Raw genomic sequence first — 23339 nt, forward strand, 5'->3', positions numbered from 1 at the left:
CGCGCGATTAGCTCAGCGGGAGAGCGCTTCCCTGACACGGAAGAGGTCACTGGTTCAATCCCAGTATCGCGCACCACAGTTAGTGCAGGTCAGGCACCCTTTCGGGGTGCCTTTCTTGTTCTCATGCGATAAGCATGCAATAGGCGCCAGACAGGTCTACGGTCGCGGACGAATATTCCAGTACCGCGACCATCCGGAAGGCCCGCCACGATCACCACACCCTCAGCCGCAGCGACCATCGCCTTTAACGACCACAAAATTCTGTGGCAGACGCGCAATGCTGCGATCCCCCCTCCCCGCCGGCGCAATCGAAGCTGAGAAAATGGACGACGACTACGACTACCCAGCCGCACGAGTTCGTCCGCTGGGAACTGGAGATGTACGGGCACTTCCGTCGTGTGGTCCGGCAGCCGGCTTCCCTCCGACACCGGACGTCACGACGCAGAAGATAGCCCGAGGGACTGACAAACCCTTTGCTTTCCCGAGATCAGCCGAAGAGGCGGCTCTATCGACGTCTACGAAGCAGCAGATGCATGATCGCCCGGTCAATCCGTGGATGGGTGGTAGCTTGCGGCGATGGAATCTTTGTACATCGTGTTGCTTATGGCTGCACTGATCTGCGGTTTCATAGCGGCGACCATTGCGGAGCAAAAGTGGCTGAGTTGGGGCGGGTACTTCGCTTTCGGCTTCTTCTTCGGACCGATAGGCATACTGGCAGCGGTTCTCGCCGCCACTCGCGTGCCCGCCCAAGGAGCGCCTCAATCGCGCTCGGACGCAGCGACTGCGCCGTCGGCAATATCCGAGCAACTCAAAGAGCTATCTGAATTACACGCCTCTGGAGTTCTGACCGACGACGAGTTCAGGGCTGCGAAGGCAAAGTTGCTCAGTTGAGCGCAACTTGCTGAGAAGGAGCACCGGGGCTGACGGCAGCGCTGGCGTCGCACGATGCGCTGGGAAGGTTCTTTCCCCTCCGCACCCTTTAGAGCCAGACGACAGACCAGCACCTGAGGAGACTCACTAACCAAAGGCAGTCGGCAAACAAGCGGAGCCGAAACACAGTTGCCCTACGACGACTGGAATTGGAGCGGCTGTGCCCGTCCCGCCATAAAACTCAGGGACCGGGGATGTGCCCCACATCTCGGAGCCGTCATCCACCCCGCAAACCCAGTACACGTGATACCGGCCGGGGGTTACTTCAGTCGAGACTTCATGCCCGTCTGCACCAGGCAGGACAGGTTTCAGCTGTCCGCGGTTTCCGAACCACGGCAGCTCGGGCGTCTCTTGGTCCGGCACCTCGGGGTCGGTGAACCCAATCTCCTCGCAGTTGATCTCGCGCGAAGTCCCGTTGTGGACGGTTACTGTGACGGTCGTTCCCGATACCGACGCCGTGGCTGTGACATTCCCCGGCGCAGCCTGGGCGGGGCCACCCGCGGACACCAAGCACAGAAGACCCACGGATGTGACAACGGCGGTACGCAAAGTTGTGACGGTCATCTGAGCCTCAATTCAGCCTCTAGGATCACTAGCCTTCTGTGTACCCGGCCGATTGATAGCCCAATCAGTGGCCTCCATCAGCGAAGGCTTGTATTCCGCAAAATTGGAACTGGATGACAGCATTATCTGGGGCGATGACGGTGGCCCAAGGGGGATCGGCGACGGCTGATGCAGAATGCGACGCCCTGACCTCGAAACCTACGCGTCTGCCGACATGAACTTCCCGTCGGTTGTATGTTCAACTCGTGTCAACAAATGTGCCCGTAGTCCCCTTGCAACTTGCCCGATATGACAGTGAACCTCTTCAACGCAGTCCGCTCGTGCTGGTGGCGGCGCAGATCAACTTCGAAGAGATCGGGACCGGCGTATCCCACGCGCAAGCGCGCGAGATCCAAAAGGCTTTGGACGCTTCGTGGACCAGCCTGCAGCCCGCACCCCAGATGCGGGTCACTCTCACTGCAACAGGGCCTGTTTCCGAAACAAGCCGCTCCGCATATCGGTTGCAATCGAGCGTCGGGGCCTGGTCTCTCGTCATCAGTCCAGACAGCGTGACACTTGAGACTCAGAATTACCCCGGTTGGGGAAAAATGGCGCCGCAAATAGAAAGTGTCGCCGACGCTGTTGCCAAAGTGTTTGACCCATCCCAATGTTTGCGTCTAGGGCTCAGATACATCGATAAGATTCCACTGCCAGACGGCCACGACAACTGGGATGGACTCATCCCGGCGGCGATCCGCAGTCTTCTGAGTGACCCCACCTTCGGCGGTTCTGTGTTGGGCTCCGATCAGCGCCACATGCTACAGCTAGAAGAGGGCGCGCTATGCATGTTTCACCACGGGTTACAAGCAGACGATCAGGGCCGGGCCTCAGGCATATATCTGCTTGACTACGACGTCTTCGATCAAAGCCCCCGAGCATTCGCCGTCGGCGACATAATGGCGGCAACAACTGTGCTCCATCAGCACACGGGCGCGCTGTTTCGCGCATCCCTCGACGACACGCTGTACGAATGGCTGAAAGGGGATGAGAAATAGATGTATTCAACCAAGACCAGACTTGCGTCGCACGAGCCTTCTACGCTGCCGATCGACTATTTGACGACTGCCACTGAACTGGACGAGGTCCTCGACCCTTTCAGGACGCCTCTCACCGATGCCACTTCACTTTCCGATGTCGTTACCAACCGCGACGCTCACAATCGGCCGTACGTGTATGTCGATCCCTGCATTGTGCGCTCGCCCCAGTTCCATGATTGGCGCTGGAGCGCGGGCACGGCGACCTCGATCGACTTTGAGCCGACTCGCTACATCTTTGGGCTCATCGCGTCGGTCTGGCAATCGTCTCGCATGGGGTTCGCGACGAGCGACGCGCCAGTGTTCGACCGTGCCGCGCACGTGGATCTAGGTCCTGCGGCACACCTGCAGACCAGCCTCGCTGATATTCAAAGGTGGCTTGGCATCGGCCTTCAACAAGCGACAGACGCCGCAGGGATCAGTCGCGGAACCGTCTACGCGTGGCGCGATCGCGACAGCACGCCGCGGCCGGCGACCGTACACGGGCCCGTTTTGAGACTGCATGGCCTCATCTCTTCAGCAGTAGAAGCCGTCGGGCGCGACGGCGCGCGCGCCTGGTTCCATCAGGGTGAACCGTCGCCGCTGGATCAGCTGGTAGATGCGCGCGGTGATACGGAAAAGGTGCGTCTCGTCGCGGCGCGATTGCGACGTGCGCTCACCGCGCCTCCTCTGCCGCCCGTCGACGACATGTTGGCGGCAAACTTCGCTGACGCCGCTGAGTAAGAACAAGCGACGACGTGACTGAAAGTAGTGCAATCGGCGACTTCGGAAATTGCGATCCTTGGCCAGAGGGCCTGTTTGAGCACCTTGATACCTACCGGCAGGGCCATATCATCGAGAACGTCCCGGCGTTCTTTCTAGAGGCCGCACTCGCGCCGATATGGAGCCCTCCGAGACAACAACTGAGTTCGCTCACGCCGACGATTGCGGGCGAGTTCGGATATGGGCCCATGCGCGCGATGATGCTCACGCAAGCTTGTGACCTGCTAAAGAGGACGAATCCTTGGATCACCGTTGCGCCGGTCTATGATGCCGCCAACCGACTTCAACCAGGACAACACGGACAAGTCAGAAGTGGCCAATTCGGCCACTTCATACCCATCACCGCCGACTGGGCGACGAGTGGGCTTTGGGTCGCGGACCTTCGCCTAGAAATGCCTCTGGAAAAAACAGTCCTGATCGGTCAAACCCCACTCGAGGCGTTCGGAAATGACCTTGAATATGCCTTGCTTGCGCGGAAGCTTGGTGCTCGGCGGCAGCGGCTTGCCGCACCGCTGCCGTGTATCGCCCACCTTTCCGAACCGCTATACGACGGACTGCGGCGACAACCAGATGGAGGTGAAGCGCTAAACGCGCACGTTCGAGAGCTTCGAGTTCAGTGGAACGATCCCACAAACCCAACCGTCCTTGCGCTCTTCGTCGTGGCTTTAGACGAATCCGAGCGCTCGCAGATCGATGTCGACGGTTGGACTGAGCTTGTACTTAGTCTGTACCAGTCTGCGTACGCCGAAGGCGTCACTATCGTCGGTCCGGAATTCACAAGTATCGAAGTCATGTCGGCGGCCGACTATGTAACAAGTTCGCTCATCGAGGACACACAATCGTCCTAACATGATTGTCCCGCCCATTGGTCCGGGCACTCGATCACCCCGCGAAGCCAAAACATCGGAAAGCCGCATGCAAACTGTGGGGTGCTATGTGAACCGGGTGCCGGATGGGTGGGGTTGGGGGGTGCCAGGGGTATCTGACAAACATCCCGTACGGCGCGTACAAGAATGCCGTACAGGTGTCGAGCCCGCCTCATGCAGGCCGAGGGCGGTATCCCTCTCCCCCGAACATCTCCTCGAGGTACCCGGCCACAGCGGTGGTGTCGGCCCATCATCAGGGCGCGTCGAGAGCCGATCTCAACGGCTTCTCCGACGTTCGCGACGGGGACTTGTCACCACCGTCGCCGGGGTCGCCACGCGCAGCTTGGAGGCATCCAATCGGCCTTCCGGGGTATGTGGGATCTGCTGTGAATAGATGGGTGCCTATGCCGGAGGGTGCGCGGCGGGTGCCGAGGGCGGTTGGTCCCCCACCCCCCTGGTCACACGGACGCGCGTGGATGAGCCGCAGCCTCGACGGCGGCCGCCGCACGGTCTCGCCTCTCCTGGTCCAACGCGCTGCGGCGGCGCCGGAATTCGCTGACGGTCGGCAGCGCCGGTGTCGCCCCTGAACACGCCACGTTCCAGGCAGTGGGCGCGCGTCCGCCGGTGTCGGCTTCGATCTGTTCGGCGGTGTCGAGGTCGACGGCGGCGAAGCGTAAGACACGGTGTCTGTGTCCTGATGTGTCGATCCGCTGGAGTCCGGCGAGGGTCGCGAACCCTGTAGTCGCGAGGTCGAAGCGGGCGACGGCTTCGACTGCTGCGGTCCATGCCGCGAGCGCGTCGGCGCCGGCCCTGAGGACGCTGCGAGTGTCGTCCAAGTCAGTCGTGGGCAGAGCGGTGGCGGCGTGGACGAGTGCCTCGCCGTCGGCCTCGAGGTCGCCGCGCCACTGCTCAAGCAGTTCGTCGGAGTGCTGAATGAGGACGCCGGCGACGAGGGCGTCGGCTTCGGCGCGGCCGCGTTCGCCGAAGGACTGGAGCCCGAGCTGCACGCCCAGTTGTGCGATGCGGACTGCCTTGTCGACCGCGGGGTCTCTGCCCGCGCGGATGGCGGCGAGGACGGCGCCGGCGAGCTGATCGTGGGTTGCGACGAGCGCACCACATTCGCGAGCGAGCCGATCGGCTTCGGCGAATCCGTCAACGACGGCCGGCGGTATGGGCAGTTCGAGCTGTCTAGCCGCCTGCGTGACAATCTGCCGGGCAGCGGATCCGGATGTTGGCATGGTGAGCCTTTCAGCGGTAGTCGTAGGTGTCGACATTGTCGCGGAAGAAATTGCGGGACCATTCCCGCTCGAATCGGCCGGGCCGCTCGCTGTGAACAGGGCCGCCCTCGCGGGGCACGTGGTTCCGCGGCTGTGCGGGTTCGGGTTCTGTCGTCCGGTCGAACAGGTCGTCGGCCAGTTGGCGGAACTCGTCGTCGTGTTCGAACATTCACTTGCCGAACAGTTTTCGTGCGGTCGCCCGCGCGGCGGCGGTCTCGTCGGCGTTATCGTCGGTGCGGGGTTCCCTTGTGCGGGCAACGAGTTCGGCGAATTGGTCGTCGTCGAGTTCGGCAACGAATGCCTCGATCGCGGTGACTACTGCCTCGGTCAGATCGGTTGTCGTTGCCATTTCAGGTGCCTTCCCTTAGTCGAATACCCAGCGGCCAGCCACTTTTCTGCCGCCGAACTTGTGTGCATGTCTGCGAATTGTTCTTGCACTGCAACCGTTTTCGGTTGCGATGTCGTGTGCTGCTTTCAATGGTGCGCCGGTTTGTGCGTGAACGGTAGGGATGTGACCGGTAGCGGACAATTCGGTTCGTAGGTTCCTGTCGAGGGTGCGGAGCCATGGTGGTATGGGTTGTCCGTAGCGGCTGCGTTGGCGGATTGTGTCTGCGACGAGGTAGGCGCACGCCCGCACAGTGTCGGGAGTCATGCCGGTTCAGGCTTTCCGTTCGCGCGGGGTTGGCGCCGTTCGCGCAGGATCACGTAGCGCGCCGCCGGGTAGCTCTTGCCTTCTGCGAGTAGGTGTTCGGCTCGTGCGCGCTCCCCCCGCAGGAAGCCTTGGGGCAACTCTCGGTCGATCCACGCGAGCGGATTCTTGGTGGGATCGGGTTCGGGGTGCGGTGCGAACTGCGTGGTTGCCTGCGGCGGTTCTTGGATCGGTGCGCGTGTTGTTAGACGCTCGAACGACGACGTGATTGGCGAGGTGATGTCGGTGGTGTCGGTGCCGTCGGGCTCGTCGATTACCTCCGCGTCGACCACTTCGGGTTCATCTTCTTCGTGTCCCGTTTTGTCGTCGCGCGCGTGCGCGATACGAAACGTAAGGGGAGAACTCTCTGGTGTAAGAGGATCTGGTGCTGCGTAAGTAGTGATCTGGTGGTAGGCAGTCTGGGTTGCACCTATTAAAGGGGTCTGATTGCACCTATTAACGTCCGTGATTGCACCTATTTCGGCCGTATTAGGTGCAGTCTGGGTTGCCCCCTTTTCGTCGGCTGAAATAGGTGCAGTCTGGGTTGCCTCCATTTCCGTCGGAATCACGAGCCGGTATACGTCGGATCGGCGGTTGCCTCGGCCGCGTGGCGCCTTCTCTGTCAGCTCGATGAAGCCACGCGTCAGTCCGGTCGCCAGCGCCGTCTTCACGGTCCGTTGGGAGACGTGCCCGTACTTCCCCTTGGCTGTATGCAGTTGCTCGGCGATGTTCCGCACGCCAGGACGCGCGTTCGACCCGTCCGGGTCCGCGTAGGACTCGAGTTCGAGCAACACGCGCCGGGTGGCTTCAGACAGGCCCGGGTCGCGCACCACGATCCGACGCCACGCATAACGCATCGAATGGGCCATTCGTCAGCCGCTCCGGACCGTCGAATTCGGCGCGTTTCGCGGGTAGGTCGGGAAACCGCAACGGCCGCAGTGGATTTCCAATCCGTGGCCGTACCTCGCGCAATAGTCGCAATTCGCACATAATCCGTCGAACGGGTGCCCTGGACGATCGGTCTCGCGACCGCAGAGAATGCAGACAGTCATGCCGACCACCTGCTTGGGAGCGCTACGCTCGATGTAGTCCGTTGTCGTGGTGGATGCTGAAGAGGGCCGGTCCGAGGGGACCGGCTTTTTCGTTCCGTCATGCTGCACCACCGACCGGGCGCAGCAGTTGGTCGAGTTCTTCGAGGTCGACCTTGAGGAGTCGCGGGCCGATCCGGTAGCCGGTGATTCGGCCGGCAGCGATGTAGCGCCGGATCGTCTTCGTCGACACGTCGCAGCATTCGGCTGCGACGGCAATGCTCGCGAGACGACGTGCAGATTTGTTCATCGGCATGGTTCAGTAATCCCCTTTCGGGATTACCGTCGCCACGCGGTTTCAGTTCGACATGTCCATGCCGGGCCAACAGTGTTCGGCTGTGTCTCAACTTTACAGCGGCTCGGCAAGTTTGCCGACCCCTTCAATAAACTAAGTCCGCACTCATGGAAGTTGGATCTCGGCGCCACGGCGATTCGCGGCCAGGTCAGCTCGTATCTGTTCGGCGGTGACGATTTCGCTGACATGGTCGCATCTCGCACCGAACCGCTCCGGTCCCGGAGAGTCCCGCAGCAAGAATGCCGCTCGCTTGGTTCGGTTTTGGGGAGTGCCGTCAACTTTCATCGCGCGTGATGTGGACACCTTGCCCGGTGGGTGGCCGACCAGCACGCCTTCGGTTGTGTCGAGGATGTGCAGCAGTGCGCAGCGGCAGTTTCGGCCCCGATAGGTCAGCAGGAGGTGGGATTTCAGTTTCCGCGTGCGTACCAGCTCTTCGTAGAGTCGGACTCGTCGGGCGTGCGCAGCGTGAGCGCTGTCGAAAACATCCCGGACGAACTCGTCGTTCATTCTGCACGCACCATTGCCGAGAGGGCTTGCGCGATAGCGTGATCGCGTCCGGCTGCAGTGTGCTGATACCGCAATGCAGCCTGCGGCGTCGAGTGCCCGAGCCTGCCCATCAGTTCGGCGAGCGTCGCCCCCGTCGAGGCCGCGAGGACCGCTCCTGTGTGCCGCAGGTCGTGCCAGCGGAGGTCTGGTCGCCCGGCAGCATCGCGAGCTTTGTAGAACTGCCTGTAGAGCGCTGAGGGCGCCAGGTGGCCACCGTGCTGCGCGGGAAACAGCAGCGCATCGCGGCCAGAATCGGTGTGCACCATCAAGTGTCGCTCTACCGCTGGCATCAGGTGTGGAGGAACCGCGACGTCTCGAGTACCGGCATCGGACTTCGGTGTCGTTACCTCGAACCCACCACTAACGCGGACAACGGCGCGGCGAATCCTGACGACACCGTTCTTTGTGTCAATGTCTTTGCGGCGCAACTCCGTTAGTTCACCGAACCGGAGTCCGCACCACGCGGCGAGCAAGGTCATCACCTTGTAGCGGTCGGGCATGGCCGTCACCAATGCTTCGATTTCGGGCAGGGTTGCGGGCTTGATCTTCTTGACTCGCTTCGAGGTCCCAGCACCGACGATCGTGCACGGGTTCGACGGGATCAGCCCATCCCCTGCGGCGGTCGTCAGAATCGACTTCAGCAGCCCGTAGGCGTGCGCCCTGGTGGTCGGCTTGCCGAGTGCCGCAGTGGCGTACCACTTTCGGACCGATGGCGAGGTGATGAGTCGGATGTCGGTGTCGTCGAACGTCGGCAGCAGGTAGTCATCGAGGATGTCTCGGTAGTGGGCGCGGGTTCGGGACTTCAGAGTGCGTTGCGTCAACCATGCCTCCGCGAACACAGCGAAGGTCGCGCTCGGCGCCTCTTCCTGCCCGCTCGATGGTGACCAGAGTTCGCGGTCGATTTCGCGGCGGCGGTCGGTCAACCATGCTTCGGCGTCGACCTTCGCACCGAACGTCGACGGTGCCTTGTGCACGTTGCCGTCCGGCCCGACGTAAGCGGCCTGCCATCGGTTCGACGGTTTGACCTGTCGGAGCCTGCCGAACGTTCTTCGGTTGCGCGTCACCGAGCCTGCTTTCCCATGCAATAAACATGCAATAGGAGAGTACATCTGTGGCCGCTTGTGGTCACTAGTGGCTCGCGGTACTGTTCGAAGAACATGCAGGTCAGCTGCCTAGAAATGCTGGTCAAACAACAGAAACGCACCGAGCATATGACTCTGGTTCAATCCCAGTATCGCGCACCACAGTTAGACCAGGTCAGGCCCCCTTTCGAGGGGGCCTGACCTGTTCCTACGGGTTATCAGGGCTAATTGATAAGGCGCGATACAGAACACGCATCGCGCCGTCGTTTGTCGGTGTTCCTGGCGTCTCGGCTCGCCTGACGTGTTTGGCACCCTCACGACTTGCCCGCGCCGTAAGGTCCGCCAAATGAGCGCGCCGAGAGTTGCCCTGGCCTGTGTTGCCGTTCTTCTACCGCTACTCGCGGGCTGCGGATCGTCGGACGGCGACTCACAAACCGACACGAGCAGCGTGGTCGTTAGCATCCGGACGTGGACGCCACCGAGCAGTGCCGTCGAGAACACGCCGCCGCCGACGAGCCCGGCCGAGTACACGCCGCCCAAGTCAGGTGCCGACAAGTACAAACAGACTTGGACGACGCCGTACGAAGAGACCACCTGCAGCCAGTTCAAAACCGCCATGAGCGGCAAACAGCAGTGGGTCCTGGCGGCGGACATGCTCACCAGCGCGCGACAGGTGGACGAGAAGGGTGCAGAAATGGCGTCCGACGATTTGATCACCGAATTCCGAAACGGCCTTGTGACCGTCTGCGTGATCGACACGATGACAATGACGGATGCAGGCGTGGGGCTTTACATGACCGAGCCGCGATTCAAGCCGTGAGAAGCTGTCAAATTTCGCCACATAAAGCCCTCAAATCGACGCGCTCATCACGATCACGATTCGCCGACAGGCCAGGGCCGCAAGGCTTTCGGCCCGGCGTCGTTCGTCCCCGACTGGCGCACTGAGGCCGCCCGAGATCGACGCTGACGCCCGAAACCGGCCGCCCTGGATGACGGGGATGCCCGCGAAATATGCTGTCGGCGTGTCGACCTGGCCGGGCCGACTCGATGCGGAAGACTGCAACCATGGGGGTTGCTGGTTGGGCGCTCGTCTTCTCGGTCGCGGCGATCGGCTGGCAAGTTCTGGCCACGTGGATTCGCTGGCCCCGCGTGGCGGTCGTCATGCGGCAGGGGGTCGTAGTTGGCCAGACGTCGGGCGGTTACACGGCCCATCTGATCGTCGTGAACAGTGGGGCCGAGGCTGCGACGATCGCGAACGCGGGAATCTACACCGATGACCCGAGCGTGCAGCGATTCGATATCGAGTACCAACGCGACAACGGAGTTGATATCGATGGTCCGGAACTTCCGGCTCGCATCGAGGCTCACGGCTGTCTGGTGTTCAAGTTTCCGAATGACCAACTGGCCTACATTCGCCCCGGCGACAAGTACGGCGGCTATGCCCAACGCTACAAGCGGTTCCGCCGATGGTTTCTGCCGTCGAGGCAGACTCCAATTCGTGAGTACACAACCAATCGCTGGATCACGTAGTAGGGAAATCTCCGATACTCGCTGATCACGGCCAATTCTGCGACGGGAAACCTACCCAACGTCAGTGCAGTTGATTCCCTAGTTCTGTAGCAATCTCTGTATCTAGGGAGGGTCAGGCGGCCGCGATCGGGTCCGCAAGCTCGCTGGACTACTGCGAGAACCCCTCCCCCCCAGGTCAGCAATTTTCATGCCGCATGAATACCGACAACTCGCCGACGAGACCGTTGAGATTCCGCCGACGACGGGCGCAATGCCGCTGCCGACATCATGTACTTGTGGACGAAGTCACCCGGCGTCGAGGCGAAATTTCACTCGAAGAAACCGCCGACGCCGGGTGACCGTTGCCCGGCGCGAGGAAGGGATTCACCCATTTGTAGGCCTGCATGAGGCGGAGGAAAGTCTGCACTCGCTTCTCGCCGTCCCGGTTGATACGCGGTGCAATATCGATCAAGACCAGCCCGACTGACAGTCCCGGACCTTCCCTTCGGCTACCAGCGCTGCTCGACCGCCTAGCGAGGCACCCACGAGTACCGGCGGTCGGTCCAGCGCACCGACAATTGCGCGCAGATCGGCAACAAAATCGACGAGCGCATAGCTACCGTCTGGCGGCCACTCGCTGGCGCCGTGTCCGCGAGCATCCACGTTGAAGACGAGCCAGCCGTGGTCGGCGAGGTGCGACGCAGTGCGCACCCAGGAGTGCCTGGTCTGGCCACCGCCATGCAACAACACAACTGTTCCGCGCGGATCGGCTGATGGCGTCCACCTGTCAGCGGCGAGACGGTTTCCGGCCACTACCGGGAGCGATTCGGCGTCTTCCATCGGAGACGTTTCAGCACGACCTGGGTGGAAGAAGTTCCAACCAGCAGCGACGTCGGTGACGGATTGCGCTACGCCGGAACACAACTCCAGATGAACACGATCGAGGCGGACGCTGCGAAGGTAGGTCATCGACGACATCCCGACCACGTCGCCGAAGCCGATCTGCAAGGCACGCGCACTCACACCTGCCATGCCGACGAGGCGTCCATCGTGATCTCCTGAACGGGTATGTGCAGGTGCGGGGTGAGCTGGCTCGGGACCGTCATCAGATTCTGCGTCACGAGTGCGGCTTCGGCTAATAACATGCAGCCGGAATGGTCGCCGCCGCTATCCCGCGGGCTACTCAGCGGTCGCCTTTCTTGGATTGGGTTGCTATACGTGGGTCTTGGCGACGGCTTCGAGCTCAGCGAGGGCGACGGCGAGGTAGTTCGCCATTCTCTGCAGATGCGGGAGTTTGTCGCGGCAGCCGACGATGCCGATGTTCAGCCGACCGCCGGTCGAGAACGCAGTGATGTTGAGGGCCTGGCTGTGCATGAGCATGGACAGCGGGTAGGCCTCTTCCAACGTGGCTCCGCCGAGGTAGTGCGGCGCGGGCGGGCCTGGAACGTTCGACAGCACGAGATTCGCGTGTGGCAGACCGCCTCGGCCCGCGATCCCGAGCAGTGACTGCGCCACCAAGGGGCCAGCGATCAGGACAGCTTCGCGTTCCCTCGCAGCGGGCGATTTCCGCATCAAGGCTGCTTTGCCGTCGCTGGTGGATCGATTGATCGCGTTTAGACGCTCGACCGGATCGGCGAGCTCGGTGTGTAGTTTGGCGAGGACCATGCTGACCGCGTTGCCGCCCGCGGCCACATTTGGCTGGCGTAGGGACACCGGGACACCGGCAGTGAGGCTGCGGACCTGCGGCTCTCCGATGTCCTCGAGATAGCGGCGAAGGGCAGCGGCACATATCGCGAGAAAGACGTCGTTGAGCGTCACCCCATACGCGGCCGAGACGGCCTTGAGGCGAGTCAGTTCATAGGTTTGAGTGACCGCTCGGCGCTGTCGGCTGATTCTGCCGTTCAGCGTCGGTGAGGTTGGTCCGCCAAATGGCAGGACGTTCTTGGGATCGCGTACCTCCGATACCTTCTTGGCGGCGTCGAGGACCAGTCTGCCGGCGTCGGCGACCCCGGCGACTATTCCTCGCAGACCCGTCGACAACGTGGCAATCCTCGGTTGGACCGAAGGGCCGGCGCCGGTGTTGTGCGGGTCGACAGTCCAGATCGGACGCGCAACGGGATTGGCCGGGTCCGTGGCCAGGCTCTTGATGAAGGCCTGGGTCCCGGCAACGCCGTCCATGAGCGCGTGGTGGACCTTGAAGTACAGCGCGAACCGACCGTCCTCGAGTCCTTCGATGATGTGTTGTTCCCACATCGGACGGCTGGGATCCAACGGACGCGAGTGGAGCCTGGAGATGAGGATGCCCAGCTCGCGTTGACTGCCCGGACGAGGCAGTGCCGAGTGCCGGAAGTGGTAGTCGAGGTCCACCGCGGTGGGGTCGAGTTGCAGCCACGGTCCGAGCAGCAGCGGCGGGAGATGATGGGCCAGGGTGTAGGTGAACGTGGGGGCGACGTCGTGTCGTTCACGCATGCTCGCGACGAGTTCGCGGACGAATTCCGGGCCGGCCCCCTCAGGCGGGGTGAAGATCGCGCGGAGTCCAACGTGGCAGTACGCCTCGTCGGATTCGAACAGGAAGAACCCACGGTCGACGAGATTGAGCGGGTGTTTGATCGGGCTACGGGTCTGCTTACTCATGCGGGTTGCCCCGATGGCATACGCGTCCCGCGGAGCGCCTTCTTGTCGATCTTGCCTACGGCGTTCTTGGGCAGCGCGTCTAGGACGTGGATCGTTTTGGGGCGCTTGTACTTGCTCAGATGAGTGGCGCAGCGCTCTTCGAGCTGTTGCAGATCGATGGTCGAACCGGGTCGCGGTTGCACGTAGGCGACCACGATCTCACCCCAGGTTGGGTCGGGTACGCCGATGACAGCGGCTTCGAGGACTGCGGGTTCTCCCGCGAGCACGTCCTCGATTTCCTTGGGGTAGATGTTCTCCCCGCCGCGGATGATCATCTCCTTGGACCGACCCACCAGGCTCAGGTAGCCGTCAGCGTCGAGGTGCCCGACGTCGCCGGTACGCAGCCATCCATTGACGATGACCGCTGCTGTGTCGTCGGCGCGGCCGAGATAGCCACGCATGACGTTCGGGCCTCGGACCACGACGTCCCCGTTTTCGCCCTGCGCAACTTCGTTGCCGTCGGGATCGAGAATGCGCAATTCCTGTCCGGGGAAGGGAATTCCGACGGTGCCGGCTTTCCGCACCCCGGAGACGGGGTTGATCGTCGAGCCGCAGGTTCCTTCGGAGAGCCCGTAGCCCTCCAGCAGTGGAAATCCGTAGCGGTTCTCGAAGCGGGCCAGCAGCTCGGCCGAGGCCGGGGCGGCCCCGCACACGGCGAATCGAACCGAAGAGGTATCCGGCTTCACCTCGTCCGGCAGTGCAGCAAGCATGCTGTAGATCGTGGGCACGGCACTGAAGAACGTCGGGCGCACGCTTTCGATCGTGGCGAAGAAGGTCCTGGGGTTGAATCGGTCGGCGATGACCACACTTCCGCCCGCGCGCAGCGGGGTGAGCACGCTGACCACGATGCCGTTGACGTGGAACAACGGCAGGATCAGCAGGCTGCGGTCGGTCGCGGTCATTTCGAGCGCCGCTTCGCCCATGGCCGTCATGGCGTCGAGGTTGGCGTGGTCGAGCATGACGCCCTTGGGCGTACCGGTGGTTCCGCTGGTGTAGATCAGCAGCGCGATAGCGGACTGGTCCGAGTGCGGCTTGGGCCCGGGGTCAACTGGCTCGTGGGCGATATCGCTGACGTGCAGTGTCGGCACTATGGCCGGGGCGGCGTCGCCGTCGACAACGAGCAGGCGCGCGTCCGAGTCGGCTAGCTGGCGGTCGACTTCGGTTGGTGTGAGGGCCGGGTTGACCGGTGTGACGGTTGCACCGATGCGCCAGGCCGCGAAGAGCAGCACGACGAACTCGGGCCGGTTGCGGAGCTCGAGTGCCACGACATCGCCGGGGCCGATTCCGAGGCCATGCAGCTGACCGGCGGCCGCTTGGACGCGCTCGAGCAAGGTGACGTTGGTGAGCCAATGTCGGCCGTCGGAGATCGCGTGTCCGTCCGGGTCGCGGGCCGCCCGGTTGTCCGGCAGAGTGCTGTAATGCATTGCGGTTAGCGGGCTTTCGACTTCAGGTGGCGGGTCAGGAACTCGATCTGGTCGGCGACGATCTCTTCGAATGGTTCGCCGAGATAGAACGCGAAGTGTCCGGCGTCGTAGGTCTTGATTTCTGCGTGTGGTGCGGTGCGTGCGTAGCGAATCGTCTCCTCGGGCGGGGTGACGGAGTCGGTGTTGCTGACGCAGAACAGGATCGGCATCTTGACGTTCTTGGCCGACTTGCCCGGCCGGTAGGCCACGATCGTCGGGATGACGCGGGCAGCGACCTCGTTGCGAAACGGCATGCTCGGCGAAACGAGCGCTTCATAGCCGGGAAGTGCGTCGGGGGCGTTCATGAGCGCGAGTGATCCGGGTGGTCCCGCGAGCGGAATCATCGCTGGCTCGCCGCCGCGGACCATGGCGACCAGATCTTTGGCGAGGGTCGGCATTCCTTTCGCGGTCGCTTTGGGGCCCAGCGCCATCGCCGAGGCGAGCCCGTCGGTGAACGGGCACTGCGAAATCGCGGCGACAAGTTCGGGGTGGCGGGAGGCGACGGTGATCGAATGTCCGCCGCCGAAGGAACTCCCCCACACTGCGAGGCGTGTGCCGTCGACGTCGGGGCGACTCTCGAGGTGCGCGATCGCGGCGTCCCAGTCGGCGAGTTGGCGCTTGATGGACAGCAGTTGGCGGGGTTCGCCGGTGCTGTCGCCGAAGTGCCGGTAGGTGAAGGCGAACGCGGCGATTCCCGCCTGGGCGAACCGTTCGGCGAACGCGTCCAGGCGCATCTCGCGGGTCGCGCCAAGTCCGTGGCCGAGGATCACCACGGGTGGATTCGCAACTCCGGCAGGCAAGTAGAGCCAGGCTGCGCAGGTGTCCTCACCCGAGCGGAAGGTGACGTCTTTACGGATATAGGCAGGTGTTGATGACATCAGCGGACTACCTTTGCTTCTGCATTGCGCAGGCCGGGCACTGTGCCTGCTTGGAGGGCGGCGTCGAAGACGCCGGGGCTGTAGAGGGGCAGTTCACCGTCGGCGTCTGTGGTGGCCATGTAGTCGAGCATCAGTTCCTGGCCGATCTTGGACAGCGCGGTGGCGAGGAACTCTGCGCGCTCGATGTGCAGGCCATCCTCCAGCGATGCCGATCCGCCGAAGTAGACCGACCGTTTGATCGCGGCAACGGATCCCTTCGGGCGCGAACCGAAGTGCTGCGCGAGTTCGATCGCCCTCTCCAAAACCTGGTCCTGCGGAACCACATCGTCAACCGCACCGTTGGCCAAGGCCTCGGCGGGAGTGAAGGGCTTGCCCTCGAGGATCGCGACCAGGGATTTGTGGGTGCCGATCAGGCGAGTCAAGCGTTGTGTGCCGCCGCCACCGGGCATGATGCCCAGCAAAATTTCGGGCTGGCCGATGAAGTAGTCGCCATCCGCCATGACACGCAGGTCGTTGGCCCACGTGAATTCCGCACCGAGGCCCAGTGCTGAACCGTTGAGGGCGGCCACGAAGATCACGCCGCTGCGGTTCATCTTCAGGAAGGTCTGGTGCACGCGTTCGAGCTGGATAGCCGGCCACAGGGGCGTCTTGCCGAGCACGGCTTTGAGTCCGCCTACGCTGTTGACTCCCTTGGCGGTGCGCGCAAGCGCGGAGGCGCCTTTGACACCGACCGAGGGAACGGTCGCGCCGCCTTCTTGGAGCCAGCGGACCTCGGCGTGGCTGACGAACCGCGTCGGATGGGTTCCGGTGAACACCACCGCGCGGATGTTCGGGTCGTTGTCGGCGCGCTCCACCAGCGCTTCGAGTTGTTCGGCGATGTCGTTGCCGAACAGGCCGAGCGGACCGCCGTCGATGCGGGCAACGAGCACGGCGCCACGGTCCTCGATCTCGAGGTGGCCTCTGACTTCTTGTGTCACTTCGCTAGTTCCTTCGAATTGCAGGTCTTGGAGTTCTCGCTGTTCACGACTCATTTTTCTGCTCGGAATCGCGATCGCTGCAATGACTATAACCAAGTTATAGTAGAGAAGGCAATGACTTCGATCGAGAAATATAACGAAGTTACAGGAGTGTGTGCAGACTGTTGACCCGGGCCTCATAACGAAGTTACATTGCTGGAGTCAGCCACTTCTAGGAGTTCCCATGATGAAAACCGGTCACGACAGCGGCCCAAACCCCAGTCCAGCGCCGGACGTCGACTGGGTGGTGATCGGCTCAGGCTTCGGCGGAAGCGTGGCTGCCCTGCGCCTCGCCGAGAAGGGCTATCGAGTGGCTGTCATCGAACGCGGACGTCGCTACGCGGACGAGGATCTTCCGGCCTCGGCATCGGATCGGGGTCGATTTCTCTGGGCACCCGCATTCGGACTGCGCGGGATCATGCGCAACCGCCCGTTCCGGCACGTCTTCAGCTCGACCCAGACGGGTGTCGGCGGTGGCAGTCTCGTCTACGGCGGTGTGCTGTTTCGAGCCCAAGAGAAGTTCTTTCAGGACGCGCAGTGGCGCGCGCTAGGGAATTGGGCACAGACACTCGACCCGCACTACGCCACTGCCGAGCAGATGCTCGGAGTGCAGACCACCCCGTGGGAGTCGGTGACCATGGGGCTCACGCGCGAGGTCGCCGAGCACTTCGGGGCGACCGAAACCTTTTCTGCCGCACCGGTCGGCGTCTTTTTCGGCATGCCGGGAGTGCGGGTCGACGATCCGTACTTCGGCGGCGAGGGACCGGCGAGAACCGGTTGTACGCGGTGCGGTTCATGCATGGTCGGCTGCCGCGTCGGCGCCGCGAATCGACTGACGAAGAACTACCTGTGGTTCGCGGAGAAACGGGGCGCTCAGATCACTGCAGAACGCGAGGTCATCGACGTCTCCCCGATCGGCTCACCCGATGGGCGCGACGGATATCGCGTTACCACCCAGCGGCCCGGTTCACCACTCACACGCGACCGAACTACCATCACAACCCGGGGCGTGGTGTTCGCCGGCGGCGCCGTCGGGACCAACGAGCTACTTGCCGACTGCAAACATCGAGGCTCGCTCCCCCGCATCAGCGATCGGCTCGGCACCCTGGTCCGGACCAACAGTGAAGCCGTTTTGTCGGTCTTGCTGCCCGAAGACCGGCAAACGTGGCGCGACGTCACAGCGAGCAGTCGGGTCATTCTCGATGGGGACACTCAGATCGAGTTCCTCACCTATGGGCAACACGGCGACTTCATGCGCCTGATGTTCACCCTGCTCACCGGCGAGGGCAGAGTGCCCAAGCGTCTGGCCAACTGGCTGGGCACTGTTGCCCATCACCCCGGCCAGTGGGTCGAGACCATGCGCCAGGGATGGAGCAGTCGAACCTTGATGATGCTGGTCATGCAGGCCCGCGACAACGCGATTCGCTTCAAGGCCACCAAGCGCCGCTTCGGTCGGGGCTATCGACTCACGACTGCCGTCGACAGCGAGCGGCCCGCTCCGACCTATCTCGAGATTGGCCACCAGGTGGCGAAGTGGGTCGCTGAACGGACCGGCGGCATTGCACAGAGCAGCATCTTCGAAGCGTTCGGCAACATTCCTATGACTGCACACGTCCTCGGCGGCGCCACAATTGGGGCCGACGCCCGTTCCGGAGTCCTCGACACGCAACTCAAGGTTTTCGGCTACGAGAACATGGTGGTCTGTGATGCAGCCGCACTACCGGCCAACCCGGGCGTGAATCCAGCACTCACGATCACCGCACTCGCCGAGCATGCAATGGCGCACGTTCCCGCGGCACGAGAATTCGCTCGCGAGACGTGCAGGTAAGAAAGCCGGTCGAATTCCCGATCCAGCGGTGCTGCCGCTCTCCGACCGTCGTTCCGTGTCAGGAGCACCTCTCGGCCCAGGATTTCATCAGCAGGGCCTTGCATTCAAGATGACATTATGTTCATAATAGTATGATCATAAGCCAATGTGAACGAGGACCCGAAATGCCAATGCTCGCCGACATACTCGACCTCCCCTGTGAACTCCGGGGGATGGAATGAGCAGCACGTCCACCAACCTGGCCGGCAAAGTCGTCCTGATCACCGGCGGCAACGGCGGCATCGGCGCAGCAACCACGCGCGAACTCCTCGAGCGTGGCGCGAAGGTATCCATTGCTGATATCGACCCCGCGACCCCCGCTCGAGCTGCCCAACTGCCCGGCGAAGTCCTCGGCTGCGTCGCCGACGTCCGCGACCGCGCGTCACTCGACAACGCGGTTGCCCAAGCCATCGATCGATTCGGCCACCTCGACATCGTCATCGCGAACGCCGGCCTCCTCGCCAAGGCCGCAACGATCCGCAACACGCCGATCGCCGACCTCGAAGCGACCTTGGCCGTCAACGTGACAGGAGTCGCCAACACGGTCCAAGCAGCACTCGAGCCGGTCATCGTCAGCCAGGGCCAGATCGTGCTGATCAGCTCGGTATTCGCCTTCCTCAACGGCATGGGAACCATCCCCTACGCCATGAGCAAGGCAGCCGTGGAACAACTCGGGCGAGGATTACGCGTAGAACTCGCCGACCACCACGTCTCGGTGCTCACGGCGTACTTCTCGCTCGTCGACACTGACATGATCAAAAACGGCGTCGACCAGGACCCGGTGGTGATGGACCTGCTCTCGACCCTTCCCAAACCGATGCTCAAACGGGTCACCCCAGCATCGGCCGCCACCGCACTTGTAGACGGCATCCAGGCCAGATCGTCTGTGGTCGTTCATCCAGGACTCTGGCGACCCGTCTCGGTATTGCGCGGCCTGCTCGGCCCCACCCTCGACACCCGTTTCACCCGCGACCGCCGCATCCTCGACGTGCTCGCCCGCCTCGACAACCGCACCACGAACTCGAGCAAGAAGGAACTGGCATGACAACCTGGCGCACCGCCCCCACCCGGACCATCGACGTCAACGGCACAAAGTTCGCTTACCGCGAGCTAGGTGACCCGACCGGGGTGCCGGTTGTCTTCCTGCACCACTTCACGGCGGTCCTCGACGACTGGGATCCGCGCATCATCGATGGCGTGGCCGCCCGCCACCAGGTGATCGCCTTCGACAACCGCGGTGTCGGTTCGACGGGCTCGACAGTCCCCACCGACCTGGAAGAGATGGGCGCGGACGCAATCGCATTCATCAAAGCGCTCGGCTACGACAAGGTCGACCTGTTTGGCTTCTCGGTCGGCGGTGCCGTCGCACAGATGGTCGCTCTTCAGGCTCCCGATCTCGTACGCCGTATGGTGCTCGCCGGCACCGGACCACGCGGCGGAGGCGGCATCTGGAAGATGCCGTTCATCGTCGGCGGCGCCTACGCCAAGGCGTTCCTCACCCGCAAAGATCCACGACACTTCTTGTTCTTCCCACGCAACGCCGAAGGGAAGAAGGCCGCCAACGACTACTTCGCCCGCCTCGCCGAGCGAACTGCCGACCGCGACCAGCCGATCTCCCAACAGGCGCGCCTGGCCCAACTTCGTGCCATCACCGGCGGCGGACTTCACGCCCCGGACGACCTGTCCAAAATCACGGTTCCGGTCCTCGTCGCAAACGGCGACAACGACCTCATGGTCGCCAGCAAGCTCTCTGCGGACCTGGCCAACCGCCTCCCGAACGCCACCCTGCGGATCTACCCGAACTCCGGACACGGCGGCATCTTCCAGCACCATCGAGCGTTCGTACCTGAAGTGCTCGACTTTCTGGCGAGCAAATCGTCGGTGGCGCGATGAGTTCGCCAGATTTCGTGACCATCGACGTCTTCCAGCGACCGCCCGGCGGCCGCATTCTCTGGTGGCTCAACCTCCGACGCCAACTCCAGCAGACCCCCGGACTGCGGGGCGCGACGGTGAACCATTCGAACAACGGCACCCACGCGTTGATCCCGGCGATCATTCCTGGAGGGGGCGCGCTGGTTGCGGCATGGGAATCACCTGAGGCCGCCGAGGCTGCCTTTCGCGGACCACTGCGTCGAGCCGTCGACGGCCCGGGTCGCTTCAGCCTCGACGGCGAATTGGTCCGGGTCAGGGTGGATTCGGAATCCGAGCGGGACAACTGGCACGGGTGGGTGCCACGACCCGAGGGAGCCAAACCCCTCACCAAGGACGAGCCCATGGTGGCGATCGTGCACGGGATCTTGCACCGTCGCGAACTCGGTACCTTCTTGCGCAACAACATGCACGCAGCCAGCCGCGCCGCCCATCATCCCGGGCATCGCGGGAGTGTCGACATCTCATCGCAACTGCCGTTCGAGCACACCTCGATCAGCTTGTGGAAGACCTACGCCCTGGCCCTGGACTATGCGTACAAGCCCGGCGGCCACGCCACCGCCATGAAGCACACACAAACCGCCAAGGCCCATCGCGTCGGAGTCTTCCTCCAAGTTCGACCCGTCGCATCAACCGGGTCGCTGGGCATCGACTCACCCGCATATCCGAACCTTCCACCGGCAAACCGCGGAGGATTGTGACGTCCGCCGTCCTGGCGGGCATCACCGGCCTTCGACAGCATCCACTCGCCACTTACACAACACAGTTACATCCGGTTGATCGCAGCCGGACGCTACGAGAAAGCAGATCGACATGAAGGCATTCGTCGTCGAAAAATACGGCACGGACACACTCCGCGCCGCGGACGTACCTCAGCCGACCGTGGGTGCCAACGACGTCCTGGTCAAGGTGAGCGCAGCGAGCATCAACCCCCTGGACAAAATGGTCCGCAACGGCGAGTTCAAGCAGCTGCTCAAGTACAAGACGCCATTCGTGCTCGGCCATGACGTCGCCGGGGTCATCACCCAGGTCGGGTCGGCCGTTCGCGGTTTCAAGGTTGGCGATGAGATCTACTCGCGGCCTCGTGACCTGCATATCGGAACCTTCGCCGAGTACATCGCGATCAACCAGGACGACGTCGCACTCAAACCCGCCGCATTGAGCCTGCACGAGGCCGCCGCAGTCCCCCTTGTCGCACTCGCGGCACAGCAGGTCCTCGTCGACCGCGCAAACATCAAGCCTGGCCAGAAGGTTCTCATTCATGCGGGCGCCGGAGGCCTCGGGTCCACGGTCATCCAGTTCGCCAAACATCTGGGCGCCCACGTGGCCACCACCGCTCACACCCGCGACGTCGATCGCGTGCGCGAGCTCGGCGCCGACGTCGTCATCGACTACACCAAGGAGGACTTCTCCGAGGTGCTGTCCGGCTACGACTTCGTACTGGACTCGCTCGGCGGCAAGAACCTCGAGAAGTCCTTGACGATCCTCCAGCCGGGCGGGCTCGCCGTCGGTGTCGCCGGCCCACCCGACGCGGGGTTCGCCAAGCAGCTCGGTCTGCCCTTCTTCATGGGCCTGCCGATGAACTTCCTCAGCCGCAAGGTTCGCGGCGCCGCCAAGAAACTCGGCGTGACCTACTCGTTCTTCTTCATGCACGCAAGCGGAGCGCAGCTGCGCGACCTCGCCGCCCTATACGACGCCGGCGTTCTCCGACCCGTCCTCGACCGAACCTTCCCGTTCGACCAGACCCTCGAAGCAATGGCGTTCGTCGAGCAGGGCAAAGCCAACGGCAAGATAGTCATCACGATGGACTGAGGCATCGATGCAAGGCTCACCAACGGCGCGTCTACGCGCACTTCGCGTTCAAAGAGGATCTGCTCCGTTGGCGTCACCCTGACCGACGGGAGTGCAAGCCGGTGCCGGCGACCACCGCTGCGTGCGAGATTGTTGCCCGCTCGCGAGTATCGCCAAGTCCGACAGCGAAAGTGATGCCCATGGGGAGCAGAACCTGACCAGCTGGATCGTCGAACTCCGTGAAGTGTCCGGCGAGTTCGAGGGTGACGTAACCGTGCACGAAACTCCATAACTGAGCCGCAACCACCTCGACCGCCTCCGGACAGATTCGGCCAGAGTTCACCAGACGCTCGGACGCCGCCACAAGGTGAACGTAAGCACTCTGGAAAGCAGGTGAATGTCCACTCAACCGGAGATCTGCATCCGACAGGGGCCGGTAGGTCGCACGGGTCGACAGTCCGAACATTAGGTCGTAAAGGTGCGGATTCTGCTGGGCGACGTCCCGGCAGGTCAGCGCCATCGCGAAGAGGTCAGCGACCGGATCGTCGGTGACTGGAACATCGGCGAGCGCACGTCCGAAGTCCGTGAACGCTTGATCTACCACTGCACGCATAAGCTCGGGAATCCCACCGAAATGGTGGTAAACCACCATGGTCGACAAGCCGCTTGCCGACGCGACCGAGCGAGCTTTGATCGCGGACGGCCCCTGCTGGGCGATCAGTTCGATTGTTGCCCTGATCAGCCGCTCCGGCACCGTTTCGGTGGCCTGATCCTCTGACATGTCCTCACGCTTTCTACCGGTCACGCTCGTCGCCAGGAATCGCGTCATTCACTCCCCGGTCCCCTGCGAGCGCTCAGCTTACGGTGCGATTTGCCAACACACCTTCGTCCAGTCCGCCCCATTACCGCTCCGAATCTATTGCGATAACTCAGGCGCCTGTAACTTTGTTATAGTAGCCAGCGTAACTTATTACACAGCACGCGGTCGGCCCCAGGGATCGATCGTTCGACAAATCAAAGTCAGGCCGGAAGTGCATCGTCG

Annotated in this window: 25 protein-coding genes and 1 tRNA gene; 12 read left to right on the forward strand and 14 right to left on the reverse strand. The window is 62.8% G+C overall.

The annotated features are described in order from the left end of the window. Position 1: 1 nt before the first annotated feature. The 5 genes from FGL95_RS02475 (at position 2) to FGL95_RS02495 (ending at position 4177) form a co-directional block, all read left to right on the forward strand. Positions 2–76 (forward strand) — tRNA-Val (locus FGL95_RS02475). Positions 77–576: 500 nt separating this feature from the next. Then, a complete protein-coding gene (locus FGL95_RS02480) occupies positions 577–891 on the forward strand; it encodes an SHOCT domain-containing protein (protein ID WP_169584583.1) in 315 nt (104 codons plus the stop codon). A gap of 848 nt (positions 892–1739) precedes the next feature. Continuing rightward, positions 1740–2528 carry a TIGR04255 family protein gene (locus FGL95_RS02485; protein WP_169584584.1) on the forward strand — a complete coding sequence of 263 codons (789 nt, stop codon included), beginning with the start codon at positions 1740–1742 and terminating at the stop codon, positions 2526–2528. Between the two features lie 174 nt (positions 2529–2702). Next, the gene (locus tag FGL95_RS02490; RefSeq protein WP_169584585.1) at positions 2703–3290 is read left to right on the forward strand and encodes a hypothetical protein; all 588 of its coding nucleotides are present in this window, start codon (positions 2703–2705) and stop codon (positions 3288–3290) included. 14 nt (positions 3291–3304) lie between these two features. Then, positions 3305–4177: a hypothetical protein gene (locus FGL95_RS02495; protein ID WP_169584586.1), complete on the forward strand. Its 873-nt coding sequence runs from the start codon at positions 3305–3307 to the stop codon at positions 4175–4177. A gap of 476 nt (positions 4178–4653) precedes the next feature. Here FGL95_RS02495 and FGL95_RS02500 read toward each other — a convergent pair whose 3' ends face one another. From FGL95_RS02500 to FGL95_RS02530, 7 genes are all read right to left on the reverse strand, one after another. After that, positions 4654–5433 (reverse strand): hypothetical protein, encoded by a 780-nt coding sequence (locus FGL95_RS02500; protein ID WP_169584587.1) that lies wholly within the window; start codon positions 5431–5433, stop codon positions 4654–4656. A gap of 10 nt (positions 5434–5443) precedes the next feature. Beyond that, entirely contained in the window at positions 5444–5641 is a 198-nt protein-coding gene (locus tag FGL95_RS02505) for a hypothetical protein (protein ID WP_169584588.1), read from the reverse strand. After that, positions 5642–5821, reverse strand: coding sequence for a hypothetical protein (locus FGL95_RS02510; protein WP_169584589.1), 180 nt, complete (start codon positions 5819–5821; stop codon positions 5642–5644). It lies immediately after the preceding gene. A 299-nt stretch (positions 5822–6120) separates the two neighbouring features. Further along, on the reverse strand, positions 6121–7029 hold the full coding sequence (locus tag FGL95_RS02515) for a helix-turn-helix domain-containing protein (RefSeq protein WP_169584590.1): 909 nt from the start codon (positions 7027–7029) through the stop codon (positions 6121–6123). A 280-nt stretch (positions 7030–7309) separates the two neighbouring features. Further along, a complete protein-coding gene (locus FGL95_RS02520) occupies positions 7310–7504 on the reverse strand; it encodes a helix-turn-helix transcriptional regulator (RefSeq protein ID WP_169584591.1) in 195 nt (64 codons plus the stop codon). Positions 7505–7648: 144 nt separating this feature from the next. Beyond that, positions 7649–8050: a hypothetical protein gene (locus FGL95_RS02525; RefSeq protein WP_169584592.1), complete on the reverse strand. Its 402-nt coding sequence runs from the start codon at positions 8048–8050 to the stop codon at positions 7649–7651. After that, on the reverse strand, positions 8047–9198 hold the full coding sequence (locus FGL95_RS02530) for a tyrosine-type recombinase/integrase (protein ID WP_169584593.1): 1152 nt from the start codon (positions 9196–9198) through the stop codon (positions 8047–8049). Before FGL95_RS02530 ends, FGL95_RS02525 begins: the two co-directional genes overlap by 4 nt. Before the next feature lie 319 nt (positions 9199–9517). Between FGL95_RS02530 and FGL95_RS02535 the strand changes: the two genes are divergently transcribed. Together FGL95_RS02535 and FGL95_RS02540 are read left to right on the forward strand one after the other, a co-directional pair. After that, positions 9518–9991: a hypothetical protein gene (locus FGL95_RS02535; protein WP_169584594.1), complete on the forward strand. Its 474-nt coding sequence runs from the start codon at positions 9518–9520 to the stop codon at positions 9989–9991. Positions 9992–10236: 245 nt separating this feature from the next. Next, complete coding sequence (locus FGL95_RS02540) at positions 10237–10701, forward strand: hypothetical protein (protein WP_169584595.1); 465 nt, start codon at positions 10237–10239, stop codon at positions 10699–10701. A gap of 447 nt (positions 10702–11148) precedes the next feature. Here the strand turns inward: FGL95_RS02540 and FGL95_RS02545 are convergent, their stop codons facing one another. The 6 genes from FGL95_RS02545 to FGL95_RS02570 form a co-directional block, all read right to left on the reverse strand. Continuing rightward, positions 11149–11712, reverse strand: coding sequence for an alpha/beta fold hydrolase (locus FGL95_RS02545; protein WP_206071387.1), 564 nt, complete (start codon positions 11710–11712; stop codon positions 11149–11151). After that, on the reverse strand, positions 11700–11825 hold the full coding sequence (locus FGL95_RS32710) for a hypothetical protein (protein WP_277351726.1): 126 nt from the start codon (positions 11823–11825) through the stop codon (positions 11700–11702). Before FGL95_RS32710 ends, FGL95_RS02545 begins: the two co-directional genes overlap by 13 nt. A gap of 67 nt (positions 11826–11892) precedes the next feature. After that, positions 11893–13314 carry a WS/DGAT/MGAT family O-acyltransferase gene (locus FGL95_RS02555; protein WP_169584596.1) on the reverse strand — a complete coding sequence of 474 codons (1422 nt, stop codon included), beginning with the start codon at positions 13312–13314 and terminating at the stop codon, positions 11893–11895. Further along, positions 13311–14777 carry a class I adenylate-forming enzyme family protein gene (locus FGL95_RS02560; RefSeq protein WP_169584597.1) on the reverse strand — a complete coding sequence of 489 codons (1467 nt, stop codon included), beginning with the start codon at positions 14775–14777 and terminating at the stop codon, positions 13311–13313. The genes FGL95_RS02555 and FGL95_RS02560 overlap by 4 nt, the downstream gene beginning before the upstream one ends. Positions 14778–14782: 5 nt before the next feature. Then, positions 14783–15694, reverse strand: coding sequence for an alpha/beta hydrolase (locus FGL95_RS02565; RefSeq protein WP_169584598.1), 912 nt, complete (start codon positions 15692–15694; stop codon positions 14783–14785). Then, a complete protein-coding gene (locus FGL95_RS02570; protein WP_169584599.1) occupies positions 15694–16671 on the reverse strand; it encodes an enoyl-CoA hydratase-related protein in 978 nt (325 codons plus the stop codon). The genes FGL95_RS02565 and FGL95_RS02570 overlap by 1 nt, the downstream gene beginning before the upstream one ends. 223 nt (positions 16672–16894) lie before the next feature. On the opposite strand from FGL95_RS02570, the gene FGL95_RS02575 reads away from it, so the two are divergent. From FGL95_RS02575 to FGL95_RS02595, 5 genes are all read left to right on the forward strand, one after another. Then, complete coding sequence (locus FGL95_RS02575; protein ID WP_169584600.1) at positions 16895–18538, forward strand: FAD-dependent oxidoreductase; 1644 nt, start codon at positions 16895–16897, stop codon at positions 18536–18538. Between the two features lie 217 nt (positions 18539–18755). Then, positions 18756–19622 (forward strand): SDR family NAD(P)-dependent oxidoreductase, encoded by an 867-nt coding sequence (locus FGL95_RS02580; protein WP_169584601.1) that lies wholly within the window; start codon positions 18756–18758, stop codon positions 19620–19622. Further along, on the forward strand, positions 19619–20470 hold the full coding sequence (locus FGL95_RS02585) for an alpha/beta fold hydrolase (protein WP_169584602.1): 852 nt from the start codon (positions 19619–19621) through the stop codon (positions 20468–20470). Before FGL95_RS02580 ends, FGL95_RS02585 begins: the two co-directional genes overlap by 4 nt. Next, positions 20467–21207, forward strand: a complete 741-nt coding sequence (locus tag FGL95_RS02590) for a hypothetical protein (protein ID WP_169584603.1) — start codon at positions 20467–20469, stop codon at positions 21205–21207. Before FGL95_RS02585 ends, FGL95_RS02590 begins: the two co-directional genes overlap by 4 nt. 112 nt (positions 21208–21319) lie before the next feature. Continuing rightward, complete coding sequence (locus FGL95_RS02595; RefSeq protein WP_169584604.1) at positions 21320–22318, forward strand: NADP-dependent oxidoreductase; 999 nt, start codon at positions 21320–21322, stop codon at positions 22316–22318. 73 nt (positions 22319–22391) lie between these two features. Here the strand turns inward: FGL95_RS02595 and FGL95_RS02600 are convergent, their stop codons facing one another. After that, the gene (locus tag FGL95_RS02600) at positions 22392–23078 is read right to left on the reverse strand and encodes a TetR/AcrR family transcriptional regulator (RefSeq protein ID WP_169584605.1); all 687 of its coding nucleotides are present in this window, start codon (positions 23076–23078) and stop codon (positions 22392–22394) included. Positions 23079–23339: the final 261 nt, after the last annotated feature.

The sequence above is a fragment of the Antrihabitans stalactiti genome (genome assembly GCF_012932915.1).
In the GTDB taxonomy this organism is placed as follows: domain Bacteria; phylum Actinomycetota; class Actinomycetes; order Mycobacteriales; family Mycobacteriaceae; genus Antrihabitans; species Antrihabitans stalactiti.

What these genes read in the sequence shown, in the direction of transcription:
- FGL95_RS02480 (WP_169584583.1), top strand. Translation starts at nt 577, where the DNA reads ATGGAATCTTTGTACATCGTGTTGCTTATGGCTGCACTGATCTGCGGT.
- FGL95_RS02500 (WP_169584587.1), bottom strand. Translation starts at nt 5,433, where the DNA reads ATGCCAACATCCGGATCCGCTGCCCGGCAGATTGTCACGCAGGCGGCT.
- FGL95_RS02505 (WP_169584588.1), bottom strand. Translation starts at nt 5,641, where the DNA reads ATGTTCGAACACGACGACGAGTTCCGCCAACTGGCCGACGACCTGTTC.
- FGL95_RS02510 (WP_169584589.1), bottom strand. Translation starts at nt 5,821, where the DNA reads ATGGCAACGACAACCGATCTGACCGAGGCAGTAGTCACCGCGATCGAG.
- FGL95_RS02515 (WP_169584590.1), bottom strand. Translation starts at nt 7,029, where the DNA reads ATGGCCCATTCGATGCGTTATGCGTGGCGTCGGATCGTGGTGCGCGAC.
- FGL95_RS02520 (WP_169584591.1), bottom strand. Translation starts at nt 7,504, where the DNA reads ATGCCGATGAACAAATCTGCACGTCGTCTCGCGAGCATTGCCGTCGCA.
- FGL95_RS02525 (WP_169584592.1), bottom strand. Translation starts at nt 8,050, where the DNA reads ATGAACGACGAGTTCGTCCGGGATGTTTTCGACAGCGCTCACGCTGCG.
- FGL95_RS02530 (WP_169584593.1), bottom strand. Translation starts at nt 9,198, where the DNA reads ATGTACTCTCCTATTGCATGTTTATTGCATGGGAAAGCAGGCTCGGTG.
- FGL95_RS02535 (WP_169584594.1), top strand. Translation starts at nt 9,518, where the DNA reads ATGAGCGCGCCGAGAGTTGCCCTGGCCTGTGTTGCCGTTCTTCTACCG.
- FGL95_RS02540 (WP_169584595.1), top strand. Translation starts at nt 10,237, where the DNA reads ATGGGGGTTGCTGGTTGGGCGCTCGTCTTCTCGGTCGCGGCGATCGGC.
- FGL95_RS02545 (WP_206071387.1), bottom strand. Translation starts at nt 11,712, where the DNA reads ATGGCAGGTGTGAGTGCGCGTGCCTTGCAGATCGGCTTCGGCGACGTG.
- FGL95_RS32710 (WP_277351726.1), bottom strand. Translation starts at nt 11,825, where the DNA reads ATGTTATTAGCCGAAGCCGCACTCGTGACGCAGAATCTGATGACGGTC.
- FGL95_RS02555 (WP_169584596.1), bottom strand. Translation starts at nt 13,314, where the DNA reads ATGAGTAAGCAGACCCGTAGCCCGATCAAACACCCGCTCAATCTCGTC.
- FGL95_RS02560 (WP_169584597.1), bottom strand. Translation starts at nt 14,777, where the DNA reads ATGCATTACAGCACTCTGCCGGACAACCGGGCGGCCCGCGACCCGGAC.
- FGL95_RS02565 (WP_169584598.1), bottom strand. Translation starts at nt 15,694, where the DNA reads ATGTCATCAACACCTGCCTATATCCGTAAAGACGTCACCTTCCGCTCG.
- FGL95_RS02575 (WP_169584600.1), top strand. Translation starts at nt 16,895, where the DNA reads ATGATGAAAACCGGTCACGACAGCGGCCCAAACCCCAGTCCAGCGCCG.
- FGL95_RS02580 (WP_169584601.1), top strand. Translation starts at nt 18,756, where the DNA reads ATGAGCAGCACGTCCACCAACCTGGCCGGCAAAGTCGTCCTGATCACC.
- FGL95_RS02585 (WP_169584602.1), top strand. Translation starts at nt 19,619, where the DNA reads ATGACAACCTGGCGCACCGCCCCCACCCGGACCATCGACGTCAACGGC.
- FGL95_RS02590 (WP_169584603.1), top strand. Translation starts at nt 20,467, where the DNA reads ATGAGTTCGCCAGATTTCGTGACCATCGACGTCTTCCAGCGACCGCCC.
- FGL95_RS02595 (WP_169584604.1), top strand. Translation starts at nt 21,320, where the DNA reads ATGAAGGCATTCGTCGTCGAAAAATACGGCACGGACACACTCCGCGCC.
- FGL95_RS02600 (WP_169584605.1), bottom strand. Translation starts at nt 23,078, where the DNA reads ATGTCAGAGGATCAGGCCACCGAAACGGTGCCGGAGCGGCTGATCAGG.